This window comes from Pseudomonas entomophila (assembly GCF_029478665.1).
Classification (GTDB): domain Bacteria; phylum Pseudomonadota; class Gammaproteobacteria; order Pseudomonadales; family Pseudomonadaceae; genus Aquipseudomonas; species Aquipseudomonas entomophila_F.
On the sequence record NZ_JARPQB010000004.1, the window covers coordinates 176,592 to 197,718 of the forward strand.

The following is a 21,127-nucleotide window of genomic DNA, read 5'->3' on the forward strand; positions in this document are numbered from 1 at the left end:
GAAAGCCCTCACCAGGAGAGCCACATGAAACAGACGCAATACGTGGCACGCGAGCCCGATGCGCACGGTTTTATCGACTACCCGCAGCAAGAGCATGCGGTGTGGAACACCCTGATCACCCGCCAGCTGAAAGTGATCGAAGGCCGGGCGTGCCAGGAGTACCTGGACGGCATCGAGCAGCTCAAGCTGCCCCATGACCGCATCCCCCAGCTCGGCGAAGTCAACAAGGTGCTCAGCGCCACCACCGGTTGGCAGGTCGCCCGCGTGCCGGCACTGATCCCCTTCCAGACCTTCTTCGAACTGCTGGCCAGCAAACGCTTCCCGGTCGCCACCTTCATCCGCACCCCGGAAGAGCTGGACTACCTGCAGGAGCCCGACATCTTCCACGAGATTTTCGGCCACTGCCCGCTGCTGACCAACCCCTTCTTTGCCGAGTTCACCCACACCTACGGCAAGCTGGGCCTGGCGGCGACCAAGGAACAGCGCGTCTACCTCGCACGCCTGTACTGGATGACCATCGAGTTCGGCCTGATGGAAACCGCGCAAGGTCGCAAGATCTACGGCGGCGGCATCCTCTCCTCGCCGAAGGAGACCGTCTACAGCCTGTCCAACGAGCCTGAGCACCAGGCCTTCGACCCGATCGAAGCCATGCGCACGCCGTACCGCATCGATATCCTGCAGCCCCTGTACTTCGTCCTGCCGAACATGAAGCGTCTGTTCGACCTGGCCCACGAAGACATCATGGCCATGGTCCACCAGGCCATGCAGCTGGGCCTGCACGCCCCGAAGTTTCCACCCAAGGTCGCTGCCTGAGCGCCCCTGTCGATAACAACTCAAATCGGAAAAAAAACATGAATGCCTTGAACCAAGCCCACTGCGAAGCCTGCCGCGCGGACGCACCGAAAGTCTCCGACGACGAACTGGCGGAACTGATCCTGCAGATCCCGGACTGGAACATCGAAGTCCGCGACGGCCACATGGAGCTCGAGCGCGTGTTCCTGTTCAAGAACTTCAAGCACGCCCTGGCCTTCACCAATGCCATCGGCGAAATCGCCGAAGCCGAAGGCCACCACCCAGGCCTGCTGACCGAGTGGGGCAAGGTCACCGTGACCTGGTGGAGCCACTCGATCAAGGGCCTGCATCGCAACGATTTCATCATGTGCGCCCGCACCGACGAGGTCGCCAAAACCGCCGAAGGGCGCAAGTGATGCACTTCGCGGCCATCGGTCGGGTCCCCGGCGACCCGATCCTGGGGCTGATGGAGGCCTACGCCCGCGACGCCAATCCAGCGAAGTTCGACCTGGGCGTTGGCGTGTTCAAGGATGCCCAGGGCCTGACGCCGATCCCTGCCGCAGTCAAGCAGGCCGAGCAGCGCCTGGTCGAGCGACAGGCCACCAAGAGCTATGTCGGTGGCCATGGTGACGCGGCGTTCGGGCGCCTGGTCAGCGAACTGGTGCTGGGCAGCGCTTCGCCGCTGCTGGCCAGCCAGCGCGCCGGCGCCACCCAGACCCCTGGCGGCACCGGCGCCCTGCGCCTGGCGGCGGAATTCATCGCCCACTGCCTGCCCGGCCGCGGGGTCTGGCTGAGCGACCCGACCTGGCCAATCCACGAGACGATCTTCGCCGGTGCCGGGCTCGAGGTGTCCCACTACCCCTATGTGGGCAAGGACAACCGCCTGAACGTCGACGGCATGCTCGCCGCACTGGAGCAGGCAGCGGAAGGCGACGTGGTGCTGCTGCACGCCTGCTGCCACAACCCGACCGGCTTCGACCTGGGCCAGGACGACTGGCGCGCGGTGCTCGACATCGTCAAGCGGCGCAACCTGCTGCCATTGATCGACTTCGCCTACCAGGGCTTCGGTGACGGCCTGGAAGAAGACGCCTGGGCAGTGCGCCTGTTTGCCAGCGAACTGCCGGAACTGCTGATCACCAGCTCGTGCTCGAAGAATTTCGGCCTGTACCGCGACCGCACCGGCGCCCTGCTGGTATGCAGCCACGACGCGGAAAAGCTGCTGGATGTGCGCAGCCAACTGGCATTCCTTGCGCGCAACCTGTGGTCGACGCCGCCAGATCATGGCGCAGCGGTGGTCGCCGAGATTCTCGGCGACCCGGCGCTCAAAGCACTGTGGGTCGAAGAAGTTAACGCCATGCGTCAGCGCATCGCCGAGCTTCGCGAAGGGCTGGTGCAGGCACTGGCCCCCCATGGCCTGGCCGAGCGCTTCGCACACATCGCCGCGCAACGCGGGATGTTCTCCTACACCGGGCTCAACCCCGAGCAAGTGCGCCTGTTGCGCGAGAAACACAGCGTGTACATGGTTGGCACGGGCCGGGCGAACATCGCCGGGGCCGACGCGCAACGCCTGGAGCAGTTGGCAGCGGCCATCGCCGACGTCTGCCGCTGATACCGCGGTACCTGTAGGAGCGGCTTCAGCCGCGAAGCGAGCAACGCGGGCCAGCCCCGGCGTTGCCGGGGTTCGCGGCTAAAGCCGCTCCTACAGGGGTTTGCGCTGACCACATCAACGCTGGCGGTGCGCTGATCGCCCACAAAAACCGACCAACGCCCGGCAAAAATCCCAAACTGTCATCCAGACTGCTGTATCCTGCCCCAGCTTTTCGAAGCCACACACGCGCACTGGCGCCGCCTTTCACTCACACTTGCGAGGAACGACGAGATGCATGAAATCCCGAATCTTCCCTTCCCAAGCCTGAACCCCGAAGAGCAATCCGTTGCCGCCCACGCTGAGCCGACACCTGCCGTCGACCAGGACGGTGACGATCAATCCAGCGCCGACCAGGAATAATCGCGCACCCCACCCGACTGTGTGAAAACGGCTGACCTGCGGGACATCCCCGTCATGGCGTTTTCACACCGTCAAGAGCCCTCTTGGTGCAATACACCCGTACCGCCCGGCCTCATTTTGAATCAACAGACTGATACCTCCCATAAACAGGAGGCAACATGTCTTTTGATTCCCCTCTCACGCCTGCTACCACTCTACACAACGGGCAATCCACCGATCAGCGCCTTGCCCGCCCCACACTATCCCAAAACCAGATAGCAACCATTGGCAGCACGTCAGCAGTTGGCCACAACGCCATCAGTGCGCAATTCACCCCATCACAACTGCTGGAAAGAATCCGGGCACATGTGACGACCAGGCCCTCGACGAATGAAGACCTGAACAACAACATCCTGTCACCAGCCCGCGCGCTTGTCGCTGACGATCTGGATATCCCCCTGAGCGCCCCCCTCGACGCGTACGACCCTATCCGGGCAGTTCACCTCACCCTCAACTACCTGCTGAACGGCAACACGCGATTCCCTGAAGACCCTCGCTTCATCTTTGTGAACCTGATGGACCTGTACGGCGACACGAAGACCTACGCATTGGTTGCCGCGGCCCTGGACGTCGAGCCGGACACCCTGACACCCCGCCAGATCCACGATTTTTTTGCTCGTATCGCCTGGGTCAATGAAGCCTCGATCAACACGCCGACCGCAAGAAATCAGCTCGATGAATTGCTGTTTGGCGAAAAGCCATTGAGTGCCGAAGCCGCTCGACTTGGAAAGGATGAGTTTTCCGAACTGGGCGAACTGCTGACCGGGGTGCCTGACACCTTGCAGATATGGATGTTGCAGTTCAAACGCGGCGAACGCCGAGACACCGCCAGCGATTGGCTTGCGCATTGCCCGGCTGAAAACCTGCTTAAAGAGTTGACGGCATACGAATTGAATCCAGCCCAATCGGCCCTGATGGCCTTGAGCATTACCCTGGAGAAACTGCTGCCCACCTCGGGAGAGTATGAGGACAACGCGCTGATACTTTCGCGAAACCTGCATCTGACCCAGCCATTGATGAACCTTCGTATCAGGGTACTTCCTGCTGCTGCGCAGGTCCCGACCTGGGTGGATGAAGATCGTTCTCACAATGACAGCCCACCTGTGGAATGGAGCCAGGCCCAGACTCAGGACCTGGGAGCCCGCCTGCTACGGAAAGTGGTACTGCATGCGCTGGACGCAAGCACTGAAGCCTGGGTGCCGCTGACCATCGAGAATACTCAGCGCGCCCAGGGCATGCAGGCCCTTTCCTTTGCGAACAAACTGAAGCAGGTGCACCCGGCATTAAGCACGACAGGGTGCCTGCGCCTAGCCTCGTTGCTACTGCCACCAACGCCTGCAGCGGCAGCCCCTTCCCCCCTCGACCCCTTGCCTGACAGCCGATCCCTGGTTGAAACACTCCCCGCCTTCAGCGACTGGTGCACGTACTCTCTCATTGATGACCTGTTCACGAACGCGGGCTGCGAACTGCTCTGCGAGCTCAGGCAGGGCAAACGCCACTTGCTGATACCCGCCTCGCAGACCTGGCAATTAATGATGCGTTCATCACAGTTCGCAGAGGTTTTCCGCCCTTTGCTTGCCCTGGCAGGCTGGTATGGCGCCTCCCCTGGCGAATCCGCGTCTCCCCGTGCAACACAAGCACTGGCAAGCAGGGCAATCGTCGATCACTTCCTCGGACCTCGCACACCAACAGATCGATCAGTGACCCAGGATTTCCACGATCACTGGGTCACCGAGCACAGCCATCTGGAACTGCGTGCGAAAGTAAGCGACAACATTCGTGCTCGTAATCCCAATGTATCCCCGGCAGCGCTGAGCCTGCTCGAATATTTGCTGCTCAGGGAGCTCGCACCTGAACTGCTGATCACCGACACACCCGACTGGCTCTACTATGGCCGCTCCCTGCAAAGCCTCGCCCTTATGCACGGCGCCAGATTGCTTGAAGCCATCTTGCCTGGCGCCTGCAGCAGGGCAACCTATGACAAAGTCATCACCCTGGCGAGTGATTTGAGCAGCGTCGACGAGCAACAGTTACAGCGTCAATGGAGCAGCACCCTGATCTTGCCAGCCTTGCGCTATGCCAAAGCCCATGGCGCCTTACCCGACTTCACGGGCAACGACATCAGGCAAGCCACCCTGCAGCAGATGAACAGTGCCGTGCAATTTGTCACTAGCGAGCAGCAGGCATTTGCGCAAGATGCACAACAAATCGCCCTGACGCCTCCGGACCGAAAGACCTTGGCGGAGCAGCAATTGGCCGAAACGGGCGTCGACAAGCAATACTGGGACAAGTCCATTGACGACCCATGGACCTGGAGCCACCTGAGCGGCCTTGGCCTTGCCAAATCGAGCAGCTACAACTGGCATCACACCATCGCCACACCTGGGTTCACGAGTGACGTTGGCGCGCCAAGCCAGAAACCTGTCATCGAAAATCTCACGCAACTGATCATGACAGGGGATATTTATCGCGATGGCAAAAGCACCGTGCCACAGCTGTATGACCAGGCCTTCGAAACGTTCAAGAGCGTGTGGCAGGCCGCCCACGCTCGGCTGATCAAGCGCTTGTTCCTGGAACTGCCGCAAGCCTTGCGCAATAAGCTCTACACCTCTACCTGCGAAGTGAGCCTGATAACGTTTGAAGGACCGCCGAATAGCAAGGAACAGGCAGGAACTCAGGGCCTATTCATTCGTTGCCAGCCTGGCGACCACCGCGACGACTTCGACACTCACGAAGCCAGCACCGAGTATTTCTTTGAGCTCACTCCCGGCGCTGGTGCACTTCGCCCTTGCAGCCAACAGTTCAATTACAAGGTTGTGCTGAACACCGGTTTTAGCGGCAATATTGTCGAGACAGTGGCCAAGCGCTGGGAGAACAACGACCGCAAGCTCCAGGCCCGCGTGACCCCGTTGCAACCATTGGACAGTGACGCCTACCTCAATGGCACTCCTTCGCGCTTAGCCGATAAGCTCCAGACTCCACGCAAGGGCAAACTGATTGCAGCAACGGAACGCGTATACGCCCAGCAGGACAGCGAGGCCGATTTCTTCCAAAAATTGGCCACCACCGCGACAACGCACCTCTACGCTTCCACACTAGCCCAATTCAAGGCCGATCACACCCACACCACCCCCTGGGAAGAACTAGTTGACCTGGAAAAACAATTTGCAGACTTCCTTGGCCGTACGCTCCTGCCGTTCTATGGCTGCATTGCCGACCTGGTCAAGGGCGATCACTCCGCTGGCGTGATCATTGGCTGTGTGCTGGATGCCGTTGGCGTCCTGATACCCGCAGGCAAGTTCATCGCGTCGAGCCTGACGCTGATTCGCGATGCCGCCAACCTTACCCTACGGGCGGCATGCGAAGTCATGAGCAGCGCCGTCGGCGAACTGTTCAGCCACTTGGCACAACAAAGCCCGATTCTCATCTACCGCGACATGGGCCGCGGTATCCGCTGGCTCTCCGTGAAATCCTGGGAAAAACTGGCACAACCTGCGCTGCGCTGGCTGCATGACCTGCGCGGCGCCCCACAGCTGCTGCACATGACCGAGGAAGGCACCTACGCCATTACCCGGGAAGCGTTGAGCGCGTCGGGGCATGCTTTCGAGCAGGGCGAACTGGCACGGGTGGGCAACAGCGAAAACACATTGGTGCGCAATCTGGGCAGCGCCGATGAATCCAGCTTCAAACTGCTCGACCCGCACGACAACCTGCCCTACGGGCCGCGACTCATCACCGAAGGAACACCGCAGGAACCCAAGCTCACGCCACTGAAAAGCCTGGGATCAATCAGCCCTGGCCACTACCCTTCCCGAATCGCCGGCATCGTGGGCGAGGACGAGAAGCTGGGTCTGGCCATCGACGACGCCTGTAGCTTGCGGGTCCGTGCCAAGGGTGAAGGGCACTACGACATCCATGTCGATGAGCAGCACTATCATCTCGACGCCAGGGCTCACGACCTCTCCCTGACTGAGCTGTCAAACACCCCTACCAGCACGTTGGACGAGATCACCCCCGAGGAGATGCTCTGCCGTCTGAAGCGTGACCTGGAGGAGTCCAGTTGCACCCCCTTCACCAAGCTGATCAGCCTGCCGGCCGAACGCCTTCGCGCAAGCCAGCCCAACCCACTCACTCGTGGGCAGGAAATCAGCCAGGCGTTCGAAGCCAGGGAGTTTCACCTGGAGCGGCGCAGCACCGTTGCCTACCAACAAACCCCTGCCCGATCATTCGACCTGCTGGTGCACGAAGGTAAATTCTGCAAATGGGACCATGCCCCGATTAAAGGGACGCGCCCTGTCAAGTTCACCACGAACAAGCAACTACTGGCGCTAAGCGCGGATGAACGCACACTGCTGGGGCTACCCGAGACGCCCACCTACCAACCACAGGTCATCGGGCGCATGTCCAGCGATCGACACTTCGGGTTGCTGCCTGACACCAGCGGCGCGCAAGCCAAGACCATCACCCCCCATGTACCGGTCGTTGCACTGGAGCAGGTCTGCGAGCAGGTGGTGGACAAGCGCATGCTGCGTGGGATCAAGATGGAATGGAACGCGCAACCGCAGATCTATGTAGAGGTAGACAATGGGAAGTTCTACAAGACCCGGCAAGGCCCGGGCGAGCTGACCTTTACCCCGGTAACCGATGCCGCCGAGATCGGCGAGTACCTGCGTCTTTCCAATCAATACCGCTTCGTGGCCGAACGACCCTATGCCGCCATCGACCGAGACAATATCGCCCAGCTGCTCTACGCCACGCTCGTGGAAAAACGCGAACCAGGACTGCAGGCCTGGCTTGCGAGCGCCCCCGCCAACAAGGACTACGCAACCTATGCACAATGGTGTGTCGACAACAATGAACGCAATGAAATGCTGCATTATGCCGAGAACATCCTCTCGGGGGAGCGTCCGCAGACCGGCCTGGTAGAGGAAACCAGAAGCCTGATTTCCGACTGGAAAGTGATTGGCCAGCGCAACCTCGCCGACAAGCGCTCCACTGTCCAGGTCCTGACCGAACTGCTCCCGATCCAAGGCAAGGACGCCAGCTGGGTGCCGCTGAGCACCGTCAACATCGACCAGCAGGATGTCGCCAGGATGATCTCGGCGCAGATGAACAACAGCAACCTGGCGTTTGCCTCGGTGCTCACCAAGGATGGAAGAAAATTCGTCTACTACGCATTGGCAGGTGGAGAGCGGGCAAAGAATCTACACCTCAAACCCTATCGGCCGGGACAACCCACCCAGCGGATCGGCGACACCACCTATGTCGATGCCAGGTCCTTGATGAGTGGCCGGGCCCCCGACCCGGGCATCACCAGCCTACCGGTCATCAGGCATGCGGGCAGGGTGTCGATCCGCCCCTTCGATCGCTACCTGGACTCCGAACGGCTGATCGCGACCATTCTCAAGGAGCAGCACCCGCGTAACAGCATTTACTCCATTCACATGTTTACCCGAATGGACACCTGCCGATCCTGCGGGGGCGTGGTGCTGCCTCAACTGACCCTCAACTACACCGATGCCGACTTCTGGGTAACCTACCTGGAAGAATACCGCCACTGATCCCCCTGACGGTCAGGTGACGACATCTGCCCAACGCGCCATCCCGGTTCACGCTTCACCCACAGCCTGGATCGAGATGGCTATGATGGCGCAACGCTCGCTTCACCCAGACCGGACCCCGCATGCCCGAACACACCCAATCGTCACTTGCGATCACCCTCCAGGTGGTCTCGATCGTCCTTTTCACCTTCATTGGCTACTTGAATATCGGCATCCCGCTGGCGGTGCTGCCCGGCTATGTGCACAACAACTTGGGCTTCAGTGCCGTAATCGCCGGCCTGGTGATCAGCGTGCAGTACCTGGCCACCCTGCTCAGCCGCCCCACCGCCAGCCGCATCATCGACAACCTCGGCAGCAAGAAGGCGGTCATGTACGGCCTGTTCGGTTGCGGCCTGAGCGGCGTGTTCATGCTGGCCTGCAGCTTCCTCACCCACCTGCCCTGGCTGAGCTTGAGCTGCCTGTTCATTGGCCGCCTGGTGCTGGGCAGCGCCGAGAGCCTGGTGGGGTCGGGCTCGATCGGCTGGGGGATCGGCCGGGTCGGCTCGCAGAACACTGCCAAGGTGATTTCCTGGAACGGCATCGCCAGCTATGGCGCGCTGGCCATCGGCGCACCGCTGGGCGTGCTGATGGTCAAGCACCTTGGGCTGTGGAGCATGGGCGCGAGCATCATCCTGCTGGGCATGGTCGGCCTGCTGCTGGCCTGGCCCAAACGTGCCGCACCGGTGGTCACCGGCGTGCGCCTGCCGTTCCTGCGAGTGCTGGGCAAGGTGTTCCCCCATGGCTCGGGGCTGGCCCTGGGCTCGATCGGCTTCGGCACCATCGCCACCTTCATCACGCTGTACTACGCCAGCCGCGACTGGCCCAACGCCGCGCTCACCCTGAGCCTGTTCGGCGCCAGCTTCATCTTTGCGCGCCTGCTGTTCGGTAATTTGATCAACCGCATCGGTGGCTTCCGCGTAGCGATTGCCTGCCTGTCCGTCGAGACACTGGGATTGCTGATGCTGTGGCTCGCACCCAGCGCCGAAATGGCCCTGGCCGGCGCGGCATTGAGCGGGTTCGGTTTCTCGCTGGTGTTCCCGGCACTGGGCGTGGAAGCCGTCAACCAGGTATCAGCAGCCAACCGCGGCGCGGCGGTCGGGGCCTATTCGCTGTTCATCGACCTGTCGCTGGGGATCACCGGGCCGCTGGTGGGCGCGGTGGCGGCAGGGTTCGGGTTCGCCTCGATGTTTTTGTTCGCGGCAGCAGCAGCGGGATGCGGGTTGGTGCTGAGCTGTTATCTGTACCGACGAGCTCGGCTGCAACGGGGACGCTAGAAGCCAGGGGCGCTTGGCGCCCCTTTCGCGGCACAAGGCCGCTCCTACAGGAGATTGCGTTCCTCTGTAGGAGCGGCCTTGTGCCGCGAAAGGGCTGCAAAGCAGCCCCCCTGAGGTCAGCGCTGCGCGTACTGCAGCACCACCTCCAGCGGATGGCGCAGCTGCTTCTCGGTCATGCGCTTGACCTGGCTGCGACACGAGTACCCGGTGGCCAATGCCTCACCCTGCTTGTCCAGCTTGGTCGCCCAGGACTGCTCGAAGATGGTCCTCGAGGTTTCCTGGTTACGCGCTTCGTGCCCATAGGTACCCGACATGCCGCAGCAACCGGTGGCCTCGGTGACCAGCTTCAGGCCAAGGCGGGCGAATACCTGCTCCCACTGCTTGGTGCTGGCCGGCACATTGGTCTTCTCGGTGCAGTGGGCCATCAGGCGGAAACTGTCAGCCTTGGCCGGCGCCTGCTCAGGCAGCACGTTCATCAGCCACTCCTGAGGCAGCAGCACGGTCGGGCACTCCACACCCTCGACCTTCTGGTACTCCTGGCGATAGACCAGGGTCATCGCCGGGTCCAGCCCCACCAGCGGCACGCCACAGTCGGCCAGGGCCTTGAGCTGGGTGGCGTTGCGCACCGCCGCCTTGGCGAAAGCACCGAGGAAGCCTTGCACGTGCAGCGGCTTGCCGTTGGCGCTGTAGGGTGCCAGGAACACCTTGTGCCCCAGGCGATGGGCCAGTTCGATGAACGAGGCCAGCAACGGCGTCTCGAAGTAACGAGTGAAGGCATCCTGCACCAGCACGATACTGCGCTCGCGCTGGGCCGGGGTCAGCTCGCGCAGGGCCGGCACGCTGGCCACCTGGACACGGCAACGGGTCAGGGTGGACTGGAAGTTGAAGCGGCTGATCAGCGGGCTGTCGACCATGCCGACCTTGTCCGCCAGCAGTTTGTCCACCCATTTCGAGCCCATCACGGCGTTGTACAGCCCCGGTGCATGGGCCAGGTACGGGATGGTGAACTCCAGCGAGCCGATCAGGTAGTCGCGCAGCGGGCGCTGGTAGCGGCCGTGGTACAGCTCGAGGAAGCGCGAGCGGAAGTCCGGCACGTTGACCTTGATCGGGCATTGCCCGGCGCAGGATTTGCACGCCAGGCAGCCGGCCATGGCGTCATAGACTTCATGGGAGAAGTCCGCTTGCCCCTGCTGGCGCGCGCGGCTGTTGCGCAGCCGCGCCGGCAGCCCCTTGAACCAGGACGCCTTGCGCTGGGCTGCGGCGAGCACGTCGATGTTCGCCTCACCCTGCAGGCGCAGCCATTCGCGGATCAGCGAGGCACGCCCCTTGGGCGAGTGCTGACGCTCGCGGGTGGCCTTCCATGAAGGGCACATGGCGTCGTTGGGGTCGTAGTTGTAGCAGGCGCCGTTGCCGTTGCAGTGCACCGCGCTGCCGAAGCTCTGCCAGACACGCTCGTCGATCGTGCGATCCAGGTCGCCACGCAGGGGCGCGCCATCCACCGGCGTCAGGCCTTCGGCACTGTCCGGCGGGGTGCAGATCTTGCCCGGGTTGAGCTGGTTGTGCGGGTCGAACGCGCCTTTCAGACGCTGCAATGCCGGATACAGCTCGCCGAAATACGCCGGCACATACTCGGAGCGCAGGCCCTTGCCGTGCTCGCCCCAGAGCAGGCCACCGTAGCGCTGGGTCAGCGCCGCCACGGCATCGGAGATCGGCTTGACCAGCGCGGCCTGGGCCGGGTCCTTCATGTCCAGGGCCGGGCGCACATGCAGCACGCCCGCGTCGACGTGACCGAACATGCCGTACGCCAGGCCATGACCGTCGAGCAGGGCGCGGAAATCGGCGATGTAGTCGGCCAGTTGCTCAGGTGGCACCGCAGTATCCTCGACGAACGGCTGCGGGCGCACCTCACCCTCGACGTTGCCGAGCAGGCCTACCGAACGCTTGCGCATGGTGTAGACCTTGGTCACCGCTTCCGCACCTTCAGCCAAGGTATGCCCCAGGCGCTCGACACTGGTGTCGCGCTGCAGGTGCTCGACGAACGCTTCGACCCGCGCATTGACCTCGGCCGGGTCGTCGCCGCAGAACTCCACCAGGTTGATACCCAGGGTCGGGCGCTCGGCGTCTGCCGGGAAATACTCGGCGACGCTGTGCCAGACGATGTCTTTCATCGCCAGCATCAACACCTTGGAGTCGACCGTCTCGATCGACAACGGCTTGTGCGCCATCAACGCATTGGCGTCGCGCAGGGCGTCCATGAAGCTGCTGTAGCGCACGTTGACCAGCACCGCGTACTTCGGAATCGGCAGCACATTGAGCTTGGCCTCGACCACGTAGCCCAGTGAGCCCTCGGCACCACACAGCACACTGTTGAGGTTGAAGCGGCCCTGCTCGTCGCGCAGGTGCGCCAGGTCGTAGCCGGTCAGGCAGCGATTGAGCTTGGGGAAGGTGCTTTCGATCAACTCCGCCTGGGTTTCCTGGATTTCACGGGCCATGCGGTACACCTCGCCGACCCGACCGGGCACGGCACAGGCCCGTTCCAGCGCCGCGTCGTCGATCGGCAGGCTGTGCAGGCGCTCGCCACCGAGCAGCACGCTGTGCAGCTCGAGCACGTGGTCGCGGGTCTTGCCGTAGGTGCAGCTGCCCTGGCCACTGGCATCGGTGTTGATCATGCCGCCGACCGTGGCGCGGTTTGACGTGGACAGCTCCGGGGCGAAGAACAGACCGTGGGGCTTGAGCGCGGCATTGAGCTGGTCCTTGACCACGCCCGCCTGGACCCGCACCCAACGCTCCTCGACATTGATTTCGAGGATGGTATTCATGTGCCGCGACAAGTCGACGACGATGCCGTCGGTCAGCGACTGGCCGTTGGTGCCGGTACCGCCGCCACGCGGGGTCAGCTTGATGTCGCGAAAACGTGCCTCGGCCATCAACGTGGCGACCCGCGCCACATCGTCGGCATCCTGCGGGAACACCGCCGCCTGGGGCAGGCGCTGGTAGATGGAGTTGTCAGTGGCCAGCACGGTGCGGGTGCCGTAGTCGGCGCTGATCTGGCCACGGAAGCCACTGTTTTTCAGGGCTTCGAGGAATTCGGGGTAGTGGACGGCAGGCGCGCGGGGCGGCAGCTGGGCGATCATCGAAGGATGCCTCTTTGATATCGGCTAATTCACGGAAATCTTGTCACTCCGGCATGAATGAATCATGGGAGGATTTCGAATGCGCCAATGTTCCTGTAGTTTCGCGCCAGGGGCAAACGGATATTCCTGCCGCTATCGATGAGCTTTATGAATGAATTACCGCCACCTCACCCCTTCGATGTCGCTGCTGCTGGCCTTCGAGGCCGCTGCCCGGCATGAAAGCTATACCCGCGCCGCCGCCGAACTGTCGCTGACCCAGAGCGCGGTAAGCCGCCAGGTACAGGCGTTGGAGCAACAGCTGGGGCTCACGCTGTTCCGCCGCGAAGGGCGCCAGGTGCAACTGACCGATGTCGGCCGCCTGTACCAGCGCGAACTGAGTGAGGCGCTGGGGCGCATCCGCAGTGCCACCCTCCAGGCCCTGGCCTATCAGTCCGGCGTCGGCACCCTGCGCCTGGCGACCCTGCCGACCTTCGGCTCGAAATGGCTGCTGCCACGCCTGCATGCCTTCTACAGCGCCCATCCGGGGATGCTGGTGCACATTCATTCACGTATCGAAGCAATCAATTTCGACACCAGCGAGATCGACGCGGCCATCGGCGTGGCCACCCATGACCTGCCCGGGCTGATCTGCCATCGCCTGCACGCCGAAGAATTGGTGGTGATCCTGCCGCCGGACAGCGCGCGCGATGGGCAATGCTGGAGCCCGGCGCGAATCAGTGAAGAGGTACTGCTCAATGTCGCCAACAACCCGCACGCCTGGGGCGAATGGTTTTCCCATCACGCCCTGCCCCATCGCTCGATGCGCCTGGGGCCGAGCTTCGAGCTGACCTCGCACCTGATCCAGGCGGTGCGCGCGGGGATCGGCATCGGGCTGGTGCCGCGAATCCTGGTAGAAGACGAACTGGCCAGTGGCGAGCTGTTCAGCCCGGGGGCGCCGTTTGCCAGCCAGCGCAGTTACTACCTGATCTATCCACCGAGAAACGAAGCACTACCTTCGTTGCGGGCGTTTCGCGGCTGGCTGCTCCAGCAGATCTGACCATTCGCCAGCAAGGCTGGCTCCTACAAGTGCACACAACACCCGTAGGAGCCAGCCTTGCTGGCGAAAAGGCCGCCACAGGCAACAAAAAACCCGACACCAGTCGCCCGGCATCGGGTTTTCTCGAAGCACCTCAGCGCTTACTTGGCCACGCTACCCGCAGCACCGTTGGCCTGCGCCCCACGCTTGCTCTTGAGCACGTAGAACACATACATCACCACCAGCCATACCGGCATCGCGTACACCGATACCTGGATGCCAGGAATCAGCAGCATGATGCCCAGAATCAGCACCACAAACGCCAGCACCAGGTAGTTGCCATACGGGTACCACAGCGCCTTGAACAGCGGCTTCTGGCCAGTGCGGTCGAGGTGCTGGCGGAACTTCAGGTGCGAGTAGCTGATCATCGCCCAGTTGATCACCAGGGTCGCCACCACCAGCGACATCAGCAGCTCCAGGGCATTCTGCGGCATCAGGTAGTTGAGCAGCACCGCGATCAGCGTCACCGCCGCTGACACCAGGATCGACCGCACCGGCACGCCACGACGGTCGACCTTGGCCAGGGCTGCCGGGGCATCACCCTGTTCAGCCATGCCCAGCAGCATGCGGGCGTTGCAGTAGGTGCCGCTGTTGTACACCGACAGCGCCGCGGTCAGGACCACGAAGTTCAGCAGGTGCGCGGCCACGTCGCTACCCAGCAGCGAGAACACCTGGACGAACGGGCTGCTGCCATAGCTGCCACCGGAAGCATCGATGCTGGCCACCAGGCTGTCCCAAGGGGTCAGCGACAGCAGCACCACCAGGGCGCCCACATAGAAGATCAGGATGCGGTAGATGACCTGGTTGATCGCCTTGGGGATCACGGTCTTCGGCTTGTCGGCCTCGGCGGCGGTGAAACCGAGCATTTCCAGGCCACCGAAGGAGAACATGATGAAGGCCAAGGCCATGACCAGCCCACTCACTCCATGCGGGAAGAAGCCACCATGGGCCCACAGGTTGGTCACCGAGGCTTCGGGGCCACCATTGCCACTGGTCAGCAGGTAGGCGCCCAGGCCGATCATGCCGACGATGGCGGCGACCTTGATGATCGCGAACCAGAACTCGGCCTCGCCGAAGATCTTCACGTTCATCAGGTTGATGGCGTTGATCAGCAGGAAGAACGCTGCCGCGGTCACCCAGGTCGGGATCTCCGGCCACCAGTAGTGGACGTACTTGCCGACCGCCGACAGCTCCGACATGCCCACCAGGATGTACAGCACCCAGCAGTTCCAGCCCGACAGGAAGCCGGCGAAACCGCCCCAGTACTTGTGTGCGAAGTGGCTGAAGGAGCCGGCCACCGGCTCCTCGACGATCATCTCGCCGAGCTGGCGCATGATCATGAAGGCAATGAAGCCGCAGATGGCGTAGCCGAGGATCATCGACGGGCCGGCGGACTTCATCACGCCGGCCGAGCCCAGGAACAATCCGGTGCCAATGGCGCCGCCCAGGGCGATCAGTTGGATATGGCGGTTCTTCAAGCCACGCTTGAGTTCGCCGGACTGTGAGTTATGTCCACTCATGAACGAAGTCACCTGCTTGTTTTTATCTGTGACGGAATCGGACCCACCGCACTCGTGGCGCAGCGGAATGGGCAAGGTGGTTACCTTGGTTTCTTGGACAGGTCGATCGCTAAAGCGCGGATCAACCGGGTGTCAGCAAGAGTGCGCGGTACGCAAGGGAGTCACAGGTAAAACGCGGCGCATTGTATACCCCTGCAAACGCGCAGGCGTCAACGCGTTGCGTCGTTTCCTGATGAAAAAACGCACCGGTCCTGGGGTGAAGGCCTGAAAAGGCGGAGTGATCGGCGTACATGGCGCCTCCGTTTTGTTGTTTTGGTGCCTGGCGGTCCTGCCTGGCTTTGCACACGGCAATGGCGCTATCTCAGCGGTTGGGCGGGGGATTTGGAAGGGGGCGAATGGAGCGCGGGAGGCTCTGCGGCGAGGATCGTGGAAAATTTTTGTTACGCAGAGCGGAAATAATCGGGCCGGCTGGGTTATGCGGCCATTTTTGTATAAATTTCTTTACGCACTGGTTTGAAAACTTTCCACTCGCCAGGAAATTTTTAGTGCATTCAGGAACTTGGGCCGCTCTGCGGCCTTCACCGGCAAACCGGCTCCTACAGGCGAAGCGGTTTCAACAGGCACAAAAAAGCCAGCGCGAAGGCTGGCTCTTTCGTTACCAGGCGGAATCAGCCACGTGGCTTGCCACGACCACGGCCGGCAGGCTTGTCGCCCTCAGGGCGGGCCGGACGCTTGCGCATCTCGCTCGGGCGCTCGGCCACCGTGCTGCCACGGCTGCTCTTGCGCGGCGCTTCCTCACGCGCGGGACGTGCCGGGCGCTCGCCCTGGCCTTCCTGGGCGGGACGCAGGGTGCGCACACGCTCACCACGCCCCAGCGGACGGGTCGACTTGCGTTGCAGGCGCTCGAGCTTGTCCTTGGCCTTGAGCTTCATCTCCGGCAGCGCGATTGGCTGCAGGCCGACTTCGGCGGCCAGGATGTCGATCTCGCCCTGGCTCATTTCGCGCCAGCGGCCCATCGGCAGGTCGGAGTTGAGGAACACCGGGCCGAAACGCACGCGTTTCAGGCGGCTGACCACCACGCCCTGGGATTCCCACAGGCGACGCACTTCGCGGTTGCGGCCTTCCATCACCACGCAGTGGTACCAGTGGTTGAAACCTTCACCACCCGGTGCCTTCTGGATATCGGTGAACTTGGCCGGGCCGTCTTCGAGCATCACGCCGGCCTTGAGGCGATCGACCATGTCGTCGTCGACCTCACCGCGCACGCGCACGGCGTACTCGCGATCCATTTCGTAGGACGGGTGCATCAGGCGGTTGGCCAGCTCACCGTCGGTGGTGAACAGCAGCAGGCCGGTGGTGTTGATGTCCAGGCGGCCGATGTTGATCCAGCGGCCCTCTTTCGGGCGCGGCAGGCGGTCGAACACGGTCGGGCGGCCTTCCGGGTCGTCACGGGTGCAGATCTCGCCGTCGGGCTTGTTGTACATGATCACGCGGCGGGTCGCTTCGGCGGCCTCGACACGCTTGATCAGCTTGCCGTCGACGGTGATGGCGTCGTGCAGGTCGACGCGCAGGCCAAGGGTGGCTTCAACGCCGTTGACCTTGATGCGGCCCTGGCTGATCCAGGCCTCGACGTCACGACGCGAGCCGACACCGATGCGGGCCAGCACTTTCTGCAGTTTTTCGCCGGACGGCGGGGTGGGTTGTTGGTCTTGCAGGTCTTTGTCACTCATCTGGGCACCTCCCGGTGTAGTAGTGAAAGCGGGCGCGCATCATACGCGGTTCGGCGGGGGAACGCACTGGAGGGTAGAAGGTTTTTCCGGATGACTTGTGGGTTTCCGCCCAAAGGCGTTCACCGCCCCCGTAGGAGCCGGCTTGCCGGCGAACGCGTCAGCCCTGGCAACACGGGGCTCAATCCTTGACCTCGCCCTCAGACTCATCCGCCTCTTCCGACATCTCGTCCCGCAAATCATCGAAATCTGTCTTGAGCCCCTCTTCCATCGCGTCCAGCTCTACCAACAGCGAACGGAAACTGGTCTCTTCCTTCGGCTCTACGGTTTCACCTTCCTCGCCCAGGCTGGCATCGGCCAGGGCCTGCAGGTGCGCCGGCACCGGCGCCTCGTCCGGGTCGAGCACCGGCTCGGGCTCCAACTCGCGCAGTTCGGCCAACGCCGGCAGCTCGTCGAGACTCTTGAGGTTGAAGTGATCCAGGAACGCCTTGGTGGTGGCGAACATCGCCGGGCGCCCCGGCACCTCACGATAGCCGACGATGCGGATCCACTCGCGCTCCATGAGGGTCTTGATGATGTTGCTGTTCACCGCCACGCCCCGCACGTCCTCGATCTCGCCACGGGTGATGGGCTGGCGGTAGGCGATCAGGGCCATGGTTTCGAGCAGCGCGCGGGAATAACGCTGCGGGCGCTCCTCCCACAAGCGGCCAACCCAGGGGGCGTAATCCTCACGAATCTGCAGGCGATAGCCGCTGGCCACCTCCTTGAGCTCGAAGGCGCGGCCATTGCACGATTTGCCCAACACCTCCAGGGCCTTCTTGAAGACAGCCGGCGCCGGGCGCTCAGCCTCCTCGAACAGCTCGTACAGGCGCTCGAGGGATTGTGGCTTGCCCGAGGCGAGCAGGAAGGCCTCGATCAGCGACGCCAGTTCGCGGGGTTCATTCAGGTTCATCGGTAGTCGTCAGGTTACTCTGCCCGGGCACGGACGTGGATCGGGGCGAAAGGCTCATTCTGCACCAGTTCGATCAAGGATTCCTTCACCAGCTCGAGAATCGCCATGAAGGTGACCACCACGCCGAGCTTGCCCTCCTCGCGGGTGAACAGCTCGACGAACGGCACGAAGGCGCCGCCCTTGAGACGCTCGAGCACTTCGCTCATGCGCTCGCGGGTAGACAGGGTCTCGCGGGTGATCTGGTGGCTTTCGAACAGGTCGTTGCGGCGCATGACCTCGGCCATGGACAGCAGGATCTCCTCCAGGGCGACCTCGGGCAGCAGCTTGCGCACCTTGGCCTGAGGGGCCTCCAGGCGCGGAACCACCACCTCGCGGCCGACCCGCGGCAACTCGTCGATGCCTTCGGCGGCAGCCTTGAAGCGTTCGTATTCCTGCAGGCGGCGGATCAGCTCAGCGCGCGGATCGCCCTCCTCTTCCTCCACCTCGCTGGAGCGAGGCAGCAGCATGCGCGACTTGATCTCGGCGAGCATGGCAGCCATCACCAGGTACTCGGCGGCCAGTTCCAGGCGCACGTTTTTCATCAGCTCGACATAGCTCATGTACTGCCGGGTGATTTCCGCCACCGGGATGTCGAGGATGTCGACGTTCTGCTTGCGGATCAGGTACAGCAGCAGGTCCAGCGGGCCTTCGAAGGCTTCGAGGAAGACTTCCAGGGCGTCCGGCGGGATGTACAGGTCGACCGGCATCTCGGTCAGGGCTTCGCCGTAGACCAGGGCCAGTTGCAACTGGAACGGCGCTTCAGCCTCGATGGCCGGCGCCTCGGGCGCTTCCACCTGGTTCACGCTTCGACCTGGAAGGGTTCCGGGTCACCACACCCTACACGTACCACTTCCGGCTCATCACCGGTCAGGTCGACCACGGTGGAAGCCTTAAGGTCACCGAAACCTCCATCAATGATCAAGTCGACGTGGTGTTCCAGGCGCTGGCGGATCTCGTAAGGATCGGTCATTGGCTCATCGTCGCCCGGCAGGATGAGGCTGACACTCATCAGCGGTTCGCCGAGCCCCTCAAGCAGGGCCAGGACGATGGGGTTGGACGGCACGCGCAGGCCGATGGTGCGGCGCTTGTCGTGCAACAGCAGACGCGGCACTTCACGGGTGGCGTTGAGGATGAAGGTGTAGGGACCTGGGATATGGGCCTTGAGCAAGCGGAACGTCGCCGTGTCGATCTTGGCAAAGGTGCCCATCTGGGACAGGTCGCAGCACAGCAGGGTGAAATTGTGGTTCTTGTCCAGCTGGCGCAGGCGACGTACCTGCTCGATGGCACCCTTGTCGCCGATCTGGCAGCCCATCGCATAGGCCGAGTCGGTCGGGTAGACCACCACCCCACCCTTGCGGATGATCTCGACCGCCTGCTTGATCAGGCGCGCCTGCGGGTTTTCCGCATGAATCTGGAAAAATTGGCTCACGAAGTCGTCCTGTTCATACCGCCATAGGCTGTTCATGTCGGAATCGGCGCCACAGGGGTGGCAGGTCCTCGGGCAAGGGCCGGTAGGCACCGATCTCGCCCCAGGTGCCAGGGCCGTGGAAATCGCTGCCGGCACTCGCCAGCAGGCCGAACTCACGGGTGAGGATGGACATCGTCCCCACCTGCTCGGGCGGCATCATCCCATTGACCACTTCCAGTGCCTGCCCGCCTGCCTGAATATAGTCGGCAATCAGCCGTCTGCGCTTGCTGCGTGTCAGTTCGTAGTGCATGGGATGGGCCAGGCTCACCCAGGCATTGGACTGGCGCAGCGTGGCGACGGTTTCCTCCAGCGTCGGCCAATGCAGCTTGACGTCGCCCAGCTTGCCGGCGCCCAGCCACTTGCGGAAGGCCTCGCCACGGTCCTTGACGAAGCCGGCACGCACCATGAACTCGGCGAAATGCGGGCGCGCCGGGGCGTTGCCGCTGTCGCCCAGCTCCTGCTGCACGGCCCGCGCGCCGTCAAGCGCGCCAGGCATGCCCTTGGCTGCCAGCTTGCGATCAATCTCCTCGGCGCGCAGCCAGCGGCCACGGTGCAGGTTGTCGATGGCTTCGAGCAAGGGTGGCGCATCCAACGGGAAATCATAGCCCAGCACATGAATGGTCGCGCCGCCCCAGGTGCATGACAGCTCGACACCGCTGACCCACTGCATGCCTTGCTCGGCGCACGCCTGGCGCGCCTCGGGCAGGCCTTCGAGGGTGTCGTGGTCGGTGAGCGAGAGTGTCCGCACCCCATGCTCGTGGGCCCGGGCGACCAGCGCCGTGGGCGACAGGGCGCCGTCGGAGGCCGTGCTGTGACAGTGCAGATCAACATTCATGGAGGAGCGCTTTCGCCGGAATCGATGTTTGTTATTATGCCGTCACATCCCGCTTCTGGCTGCCACTGTGAAACAATTCATCGATTTCATCCCGCTGCTGCTGTTCTTCATCGTCTACAAACTGGACCCGCGCCCGGTCGAGTTCGCCGGCCACGGCTTCGAGTTCGGCGGGATCTACAGCGCCACCGCCATGCTGATCGTCAGCTCCGTGGTGGTCTACGGCGCGCTGTTCCTGCGCCATGGCAAGCTGGAAAAGGGCCAGTTGCTCACCCTGGTCGCCTGCCTGGTGTTCGGCGGCCTCACGCTGGCCTTCCATAGCGAAACCTTCCTCAAGTGGAAGGCGCCGGTGGTCAACTGGCTGTTCGCCCTGGCCTTCACCGGCAGCCACTTCATCGGCGACCGGGTGCTGATCAAACGCATCATGGGCCACGCCCTGACACTTCCCGAAACAGTCTGGAACCGCCTGAACGTGGCGTGGATCGGCTTCTTCCTGGTGTGCGGCGCCGCCAACCTGTTCGTCGCCTTCACCTTCCAGGACTTCTGGGTCGACTTCAAGGTGTTCGGCAGCCTGGGCATGACCGTGATCTTCCTGGTGGCCCAGGGTGTCTACCTGTCGCGCCACCTGCACGACACCGACCCATCCACCTCCAAAACCAAGGACTGA

Annotated in this window: 15 protein-coding genes; 8 read left to right on the forward strand and 7 right to left on the reverse strand. The window is 62.8% G+C overall.

Features of this window, described 5'->3' with window-relative positions; all coding sequences use genetic code 11:
• Nucleotides 1-24: 24 nt before the first annotated feature.
• The 6 genes from phhA (at nucleotide 25) to P5705_RS03495 (ending at nucleotide 9,713) form a co-directional block, all read left to right on the forward strand.
• Nucleotides 25-813 carry a phenylalanine 4-monooxygenase gene (gene phhA, locus P5705_RS03470; protein WP_277459576.1) on the forward strand — a complete coding sequence of 263 codons (789 nt, stop codon included), beginning with the start codon at nucleotides 25-27 and terminating at the stop codon, nucleotides 811-813.
• Between the two features lie 38 nt (nucleotides 814-851).
• Complete coding sequence (locus P5705_RS03475; RefSeq protein WP_011534975.1) at nucleotides 852-1,208, forward strand: 4a-hydroxytetrahydrobiopterin dehydratase; 357 nt, start codon at nucleotides 852-854, stop codon at nucleotides 1,206-1,208.
• Complete coding sequence (locus P5705_RS03480; RefSeq protein ID WP_277459577.1) at nucleotides 1,205-2,401, forward strand: amino acid aminotransferase; 1,197 nt, start codon at nucleotides 1,205-1,207, stop codon at nucleotides 2,399-2,401. The genes P5705_RS03475 and P5705_RS03480 overlap by 4 nt, the downstream gene beginning before the upstream one ends.
• 270 nt (nucleotides 2,402-2,671) lie before the next feature.
• Nucleotides 2,672-2,800, forward strand: coding sequence for a hypothetical protein (locus tag P5705_RS03485; protein ID WP_256582346.1), 129 nt, complete (start codon nucleotides 2,672-2,674; stop codon nucleotides 2,798-2,800).
• A 158-nt stretch (nucleotides 2,801-2,958) separates the two neighbouring features.
• Nucleotides 2,959-8,400: a deaminase domain-containing protein gene (locus P5705_RS03490; protein WP_277459578.1), complete on the forward strand. Its 5,442-nt coding sequence runs from the start codon at nucleotides 2,959-2,961 to the stop codon at nucleotides 8,398-8,400.
• 122 nt (nucleotides 8,401-8,522) lie between these two features.
• Entirely contained in the window at nucleotides 8,523-9,713 is a 1,191-nt protein-coding gene (locus P5705_RS03495; protein WP_277459579.1) for an MFS transporter, read from the forward strand.
• Between the two features lie 116 nt (nucleotides 9,714-9,829).
• On the opposite strand, the gene ydiJ is transcribed toward P5705_RS03495, so the two are convergent.
• On the reverse strand, nucleotides 9,830-12,847 hold the full coding sequence (ydiJ, locus tag P5705_RS03500; protein ID WP_277459580.1) for a D-2-hydroxyglutarate dehydrogenase YdiJ: 3,018 nt from the start codon (nucleotides 12,845-12,847) through the stop codon (nucleotides 9,830-9,832).
• A 151-nt stretch (nucleotides 12,848-12,998) separates the two neighbouring features.
• Between ydiJ and P5705_RS03505 the strand changes: the two genes are divergently transcribed.
• Nucleotides 12,999-13,883: a LysR substrate-binding domain-containing protein gene (locus P5705_RS03505; RefSeq protein ID WP_277459581.1), complete on the forward strand. Its 885-nt coding sequence runs from the start codon at nucleotides 12,999-13,001 to the stop codon at nucleotides 13,881-13,883.
• Between the two features lie 140 nt (nucleotides 13,884-14,023).
• On the opposite strand, the gene P5705_RS03510 is transcribed toward P5705_RS03505, so the two are convergent.
• The 6 genes from P5705_RS03510 to P5705_RS03535 all read right to left on the reverse strand — a co-directional run bounded on the left by P5705_RS03510 (nucleotide 14,024) and on the right by P5705_RS03535 (nucleotide 20,463).
• On the reverse strand, nucleotides 14,024-15,442 hold the full coding sequence (locus tag P5705_RS03510; protein ID WP_277459582.1) for an amino acid permease: 1,419 nt from the start codon (nucleotides 15,440-15,442) through the stop codon (nucleotides 14,024-14,026).
• Nucleotides 15,443-16,110: 668 nt separating this feature from the next.
• Nucleotides 16,111-17,172 carry a 23S rRNA pseudouridine(2605) synthase RluB gene (rluB, locus tag P5705_RS03515; protein ID WP_277459583.1) on the reverse strand — a complete coding sequence of 354 codons (1,062 nt, stop codon included), beginning with the start codon at nucleotides 17,170-17,172 and terminating at the stop codon, nucleotides 16,111-16,113.
• 178 nt (nucleotides 17,173-17,350) lie between these two features.
• Nucleotides 17,351-18,121: an SMC-Scp complex subunit ScpB gene (gene scpB / locus P5705_RS03520; RefSeq protein ID WP_277459584.1), complete on the reverse strand. Its 771-nt coding sequence runs from the start codon at nucleotides 18,119-18,121 to the stop codon at nucleotides 17,351-17,353.
• Between the two features lie 14 nt (nucleotides 18,122-18,135).
• On the reverse strand, nucleotides 18,136-18,834 hold the full coding sequence (locus P5705_RS03525; protein ID WP_277459638.1) for a segregation and condensation protein A: 699 nt from the start codon (nucleotides 18,832-18,834) through the stop codon (nucleotides 18,136-18,138).
• A 125-nt stretch (nucleotides 18,835-18,959) separates the two neighbouring features.
• Nucleotides 18,960-19,589 carry an L-threonylcarbamoyladenylate synthase gene (locus P5705_RS03530; RefSeq protein ID WP_277459585.1) on the reverse strand — a complete coding sequence of 210 codons (630 nt, stop codon included), beginning with the start codon at nucleotides 19,587-19,589 and terminating at the stop codon, nucleotides 18,960-18,962.
• A 13-nt stretch (nucleotides 19,590-19,602) separates the two neighbouring features.
• A complete protein-coding gene (locus tag P5705_RS03535; RefSeq protein ID WP_240064351.1) occupies nucleotides 19,603-20,463 on the reverse strand; it encodes a PHP domain-containing protein in 861 nt (286 codons plus the stop codon).
• A gap of 67 nt (nucleotides 20,464-20,530) precedes the next feature.
• On the opposite strand from P5705_RS03535, the gene P5705_RS03540 reads away from it, so the two are divergent.
• Nucleotides 20,531-21,127 (forward strand): septation protein A, encoded by a 597-nt coding sequence (locus tag P5705_RS03540; protein WP_277459586.1) that lies wholly within the window; start codon nucleotides 20,531-20,533, stop codon nucleotides 21,125-21,127.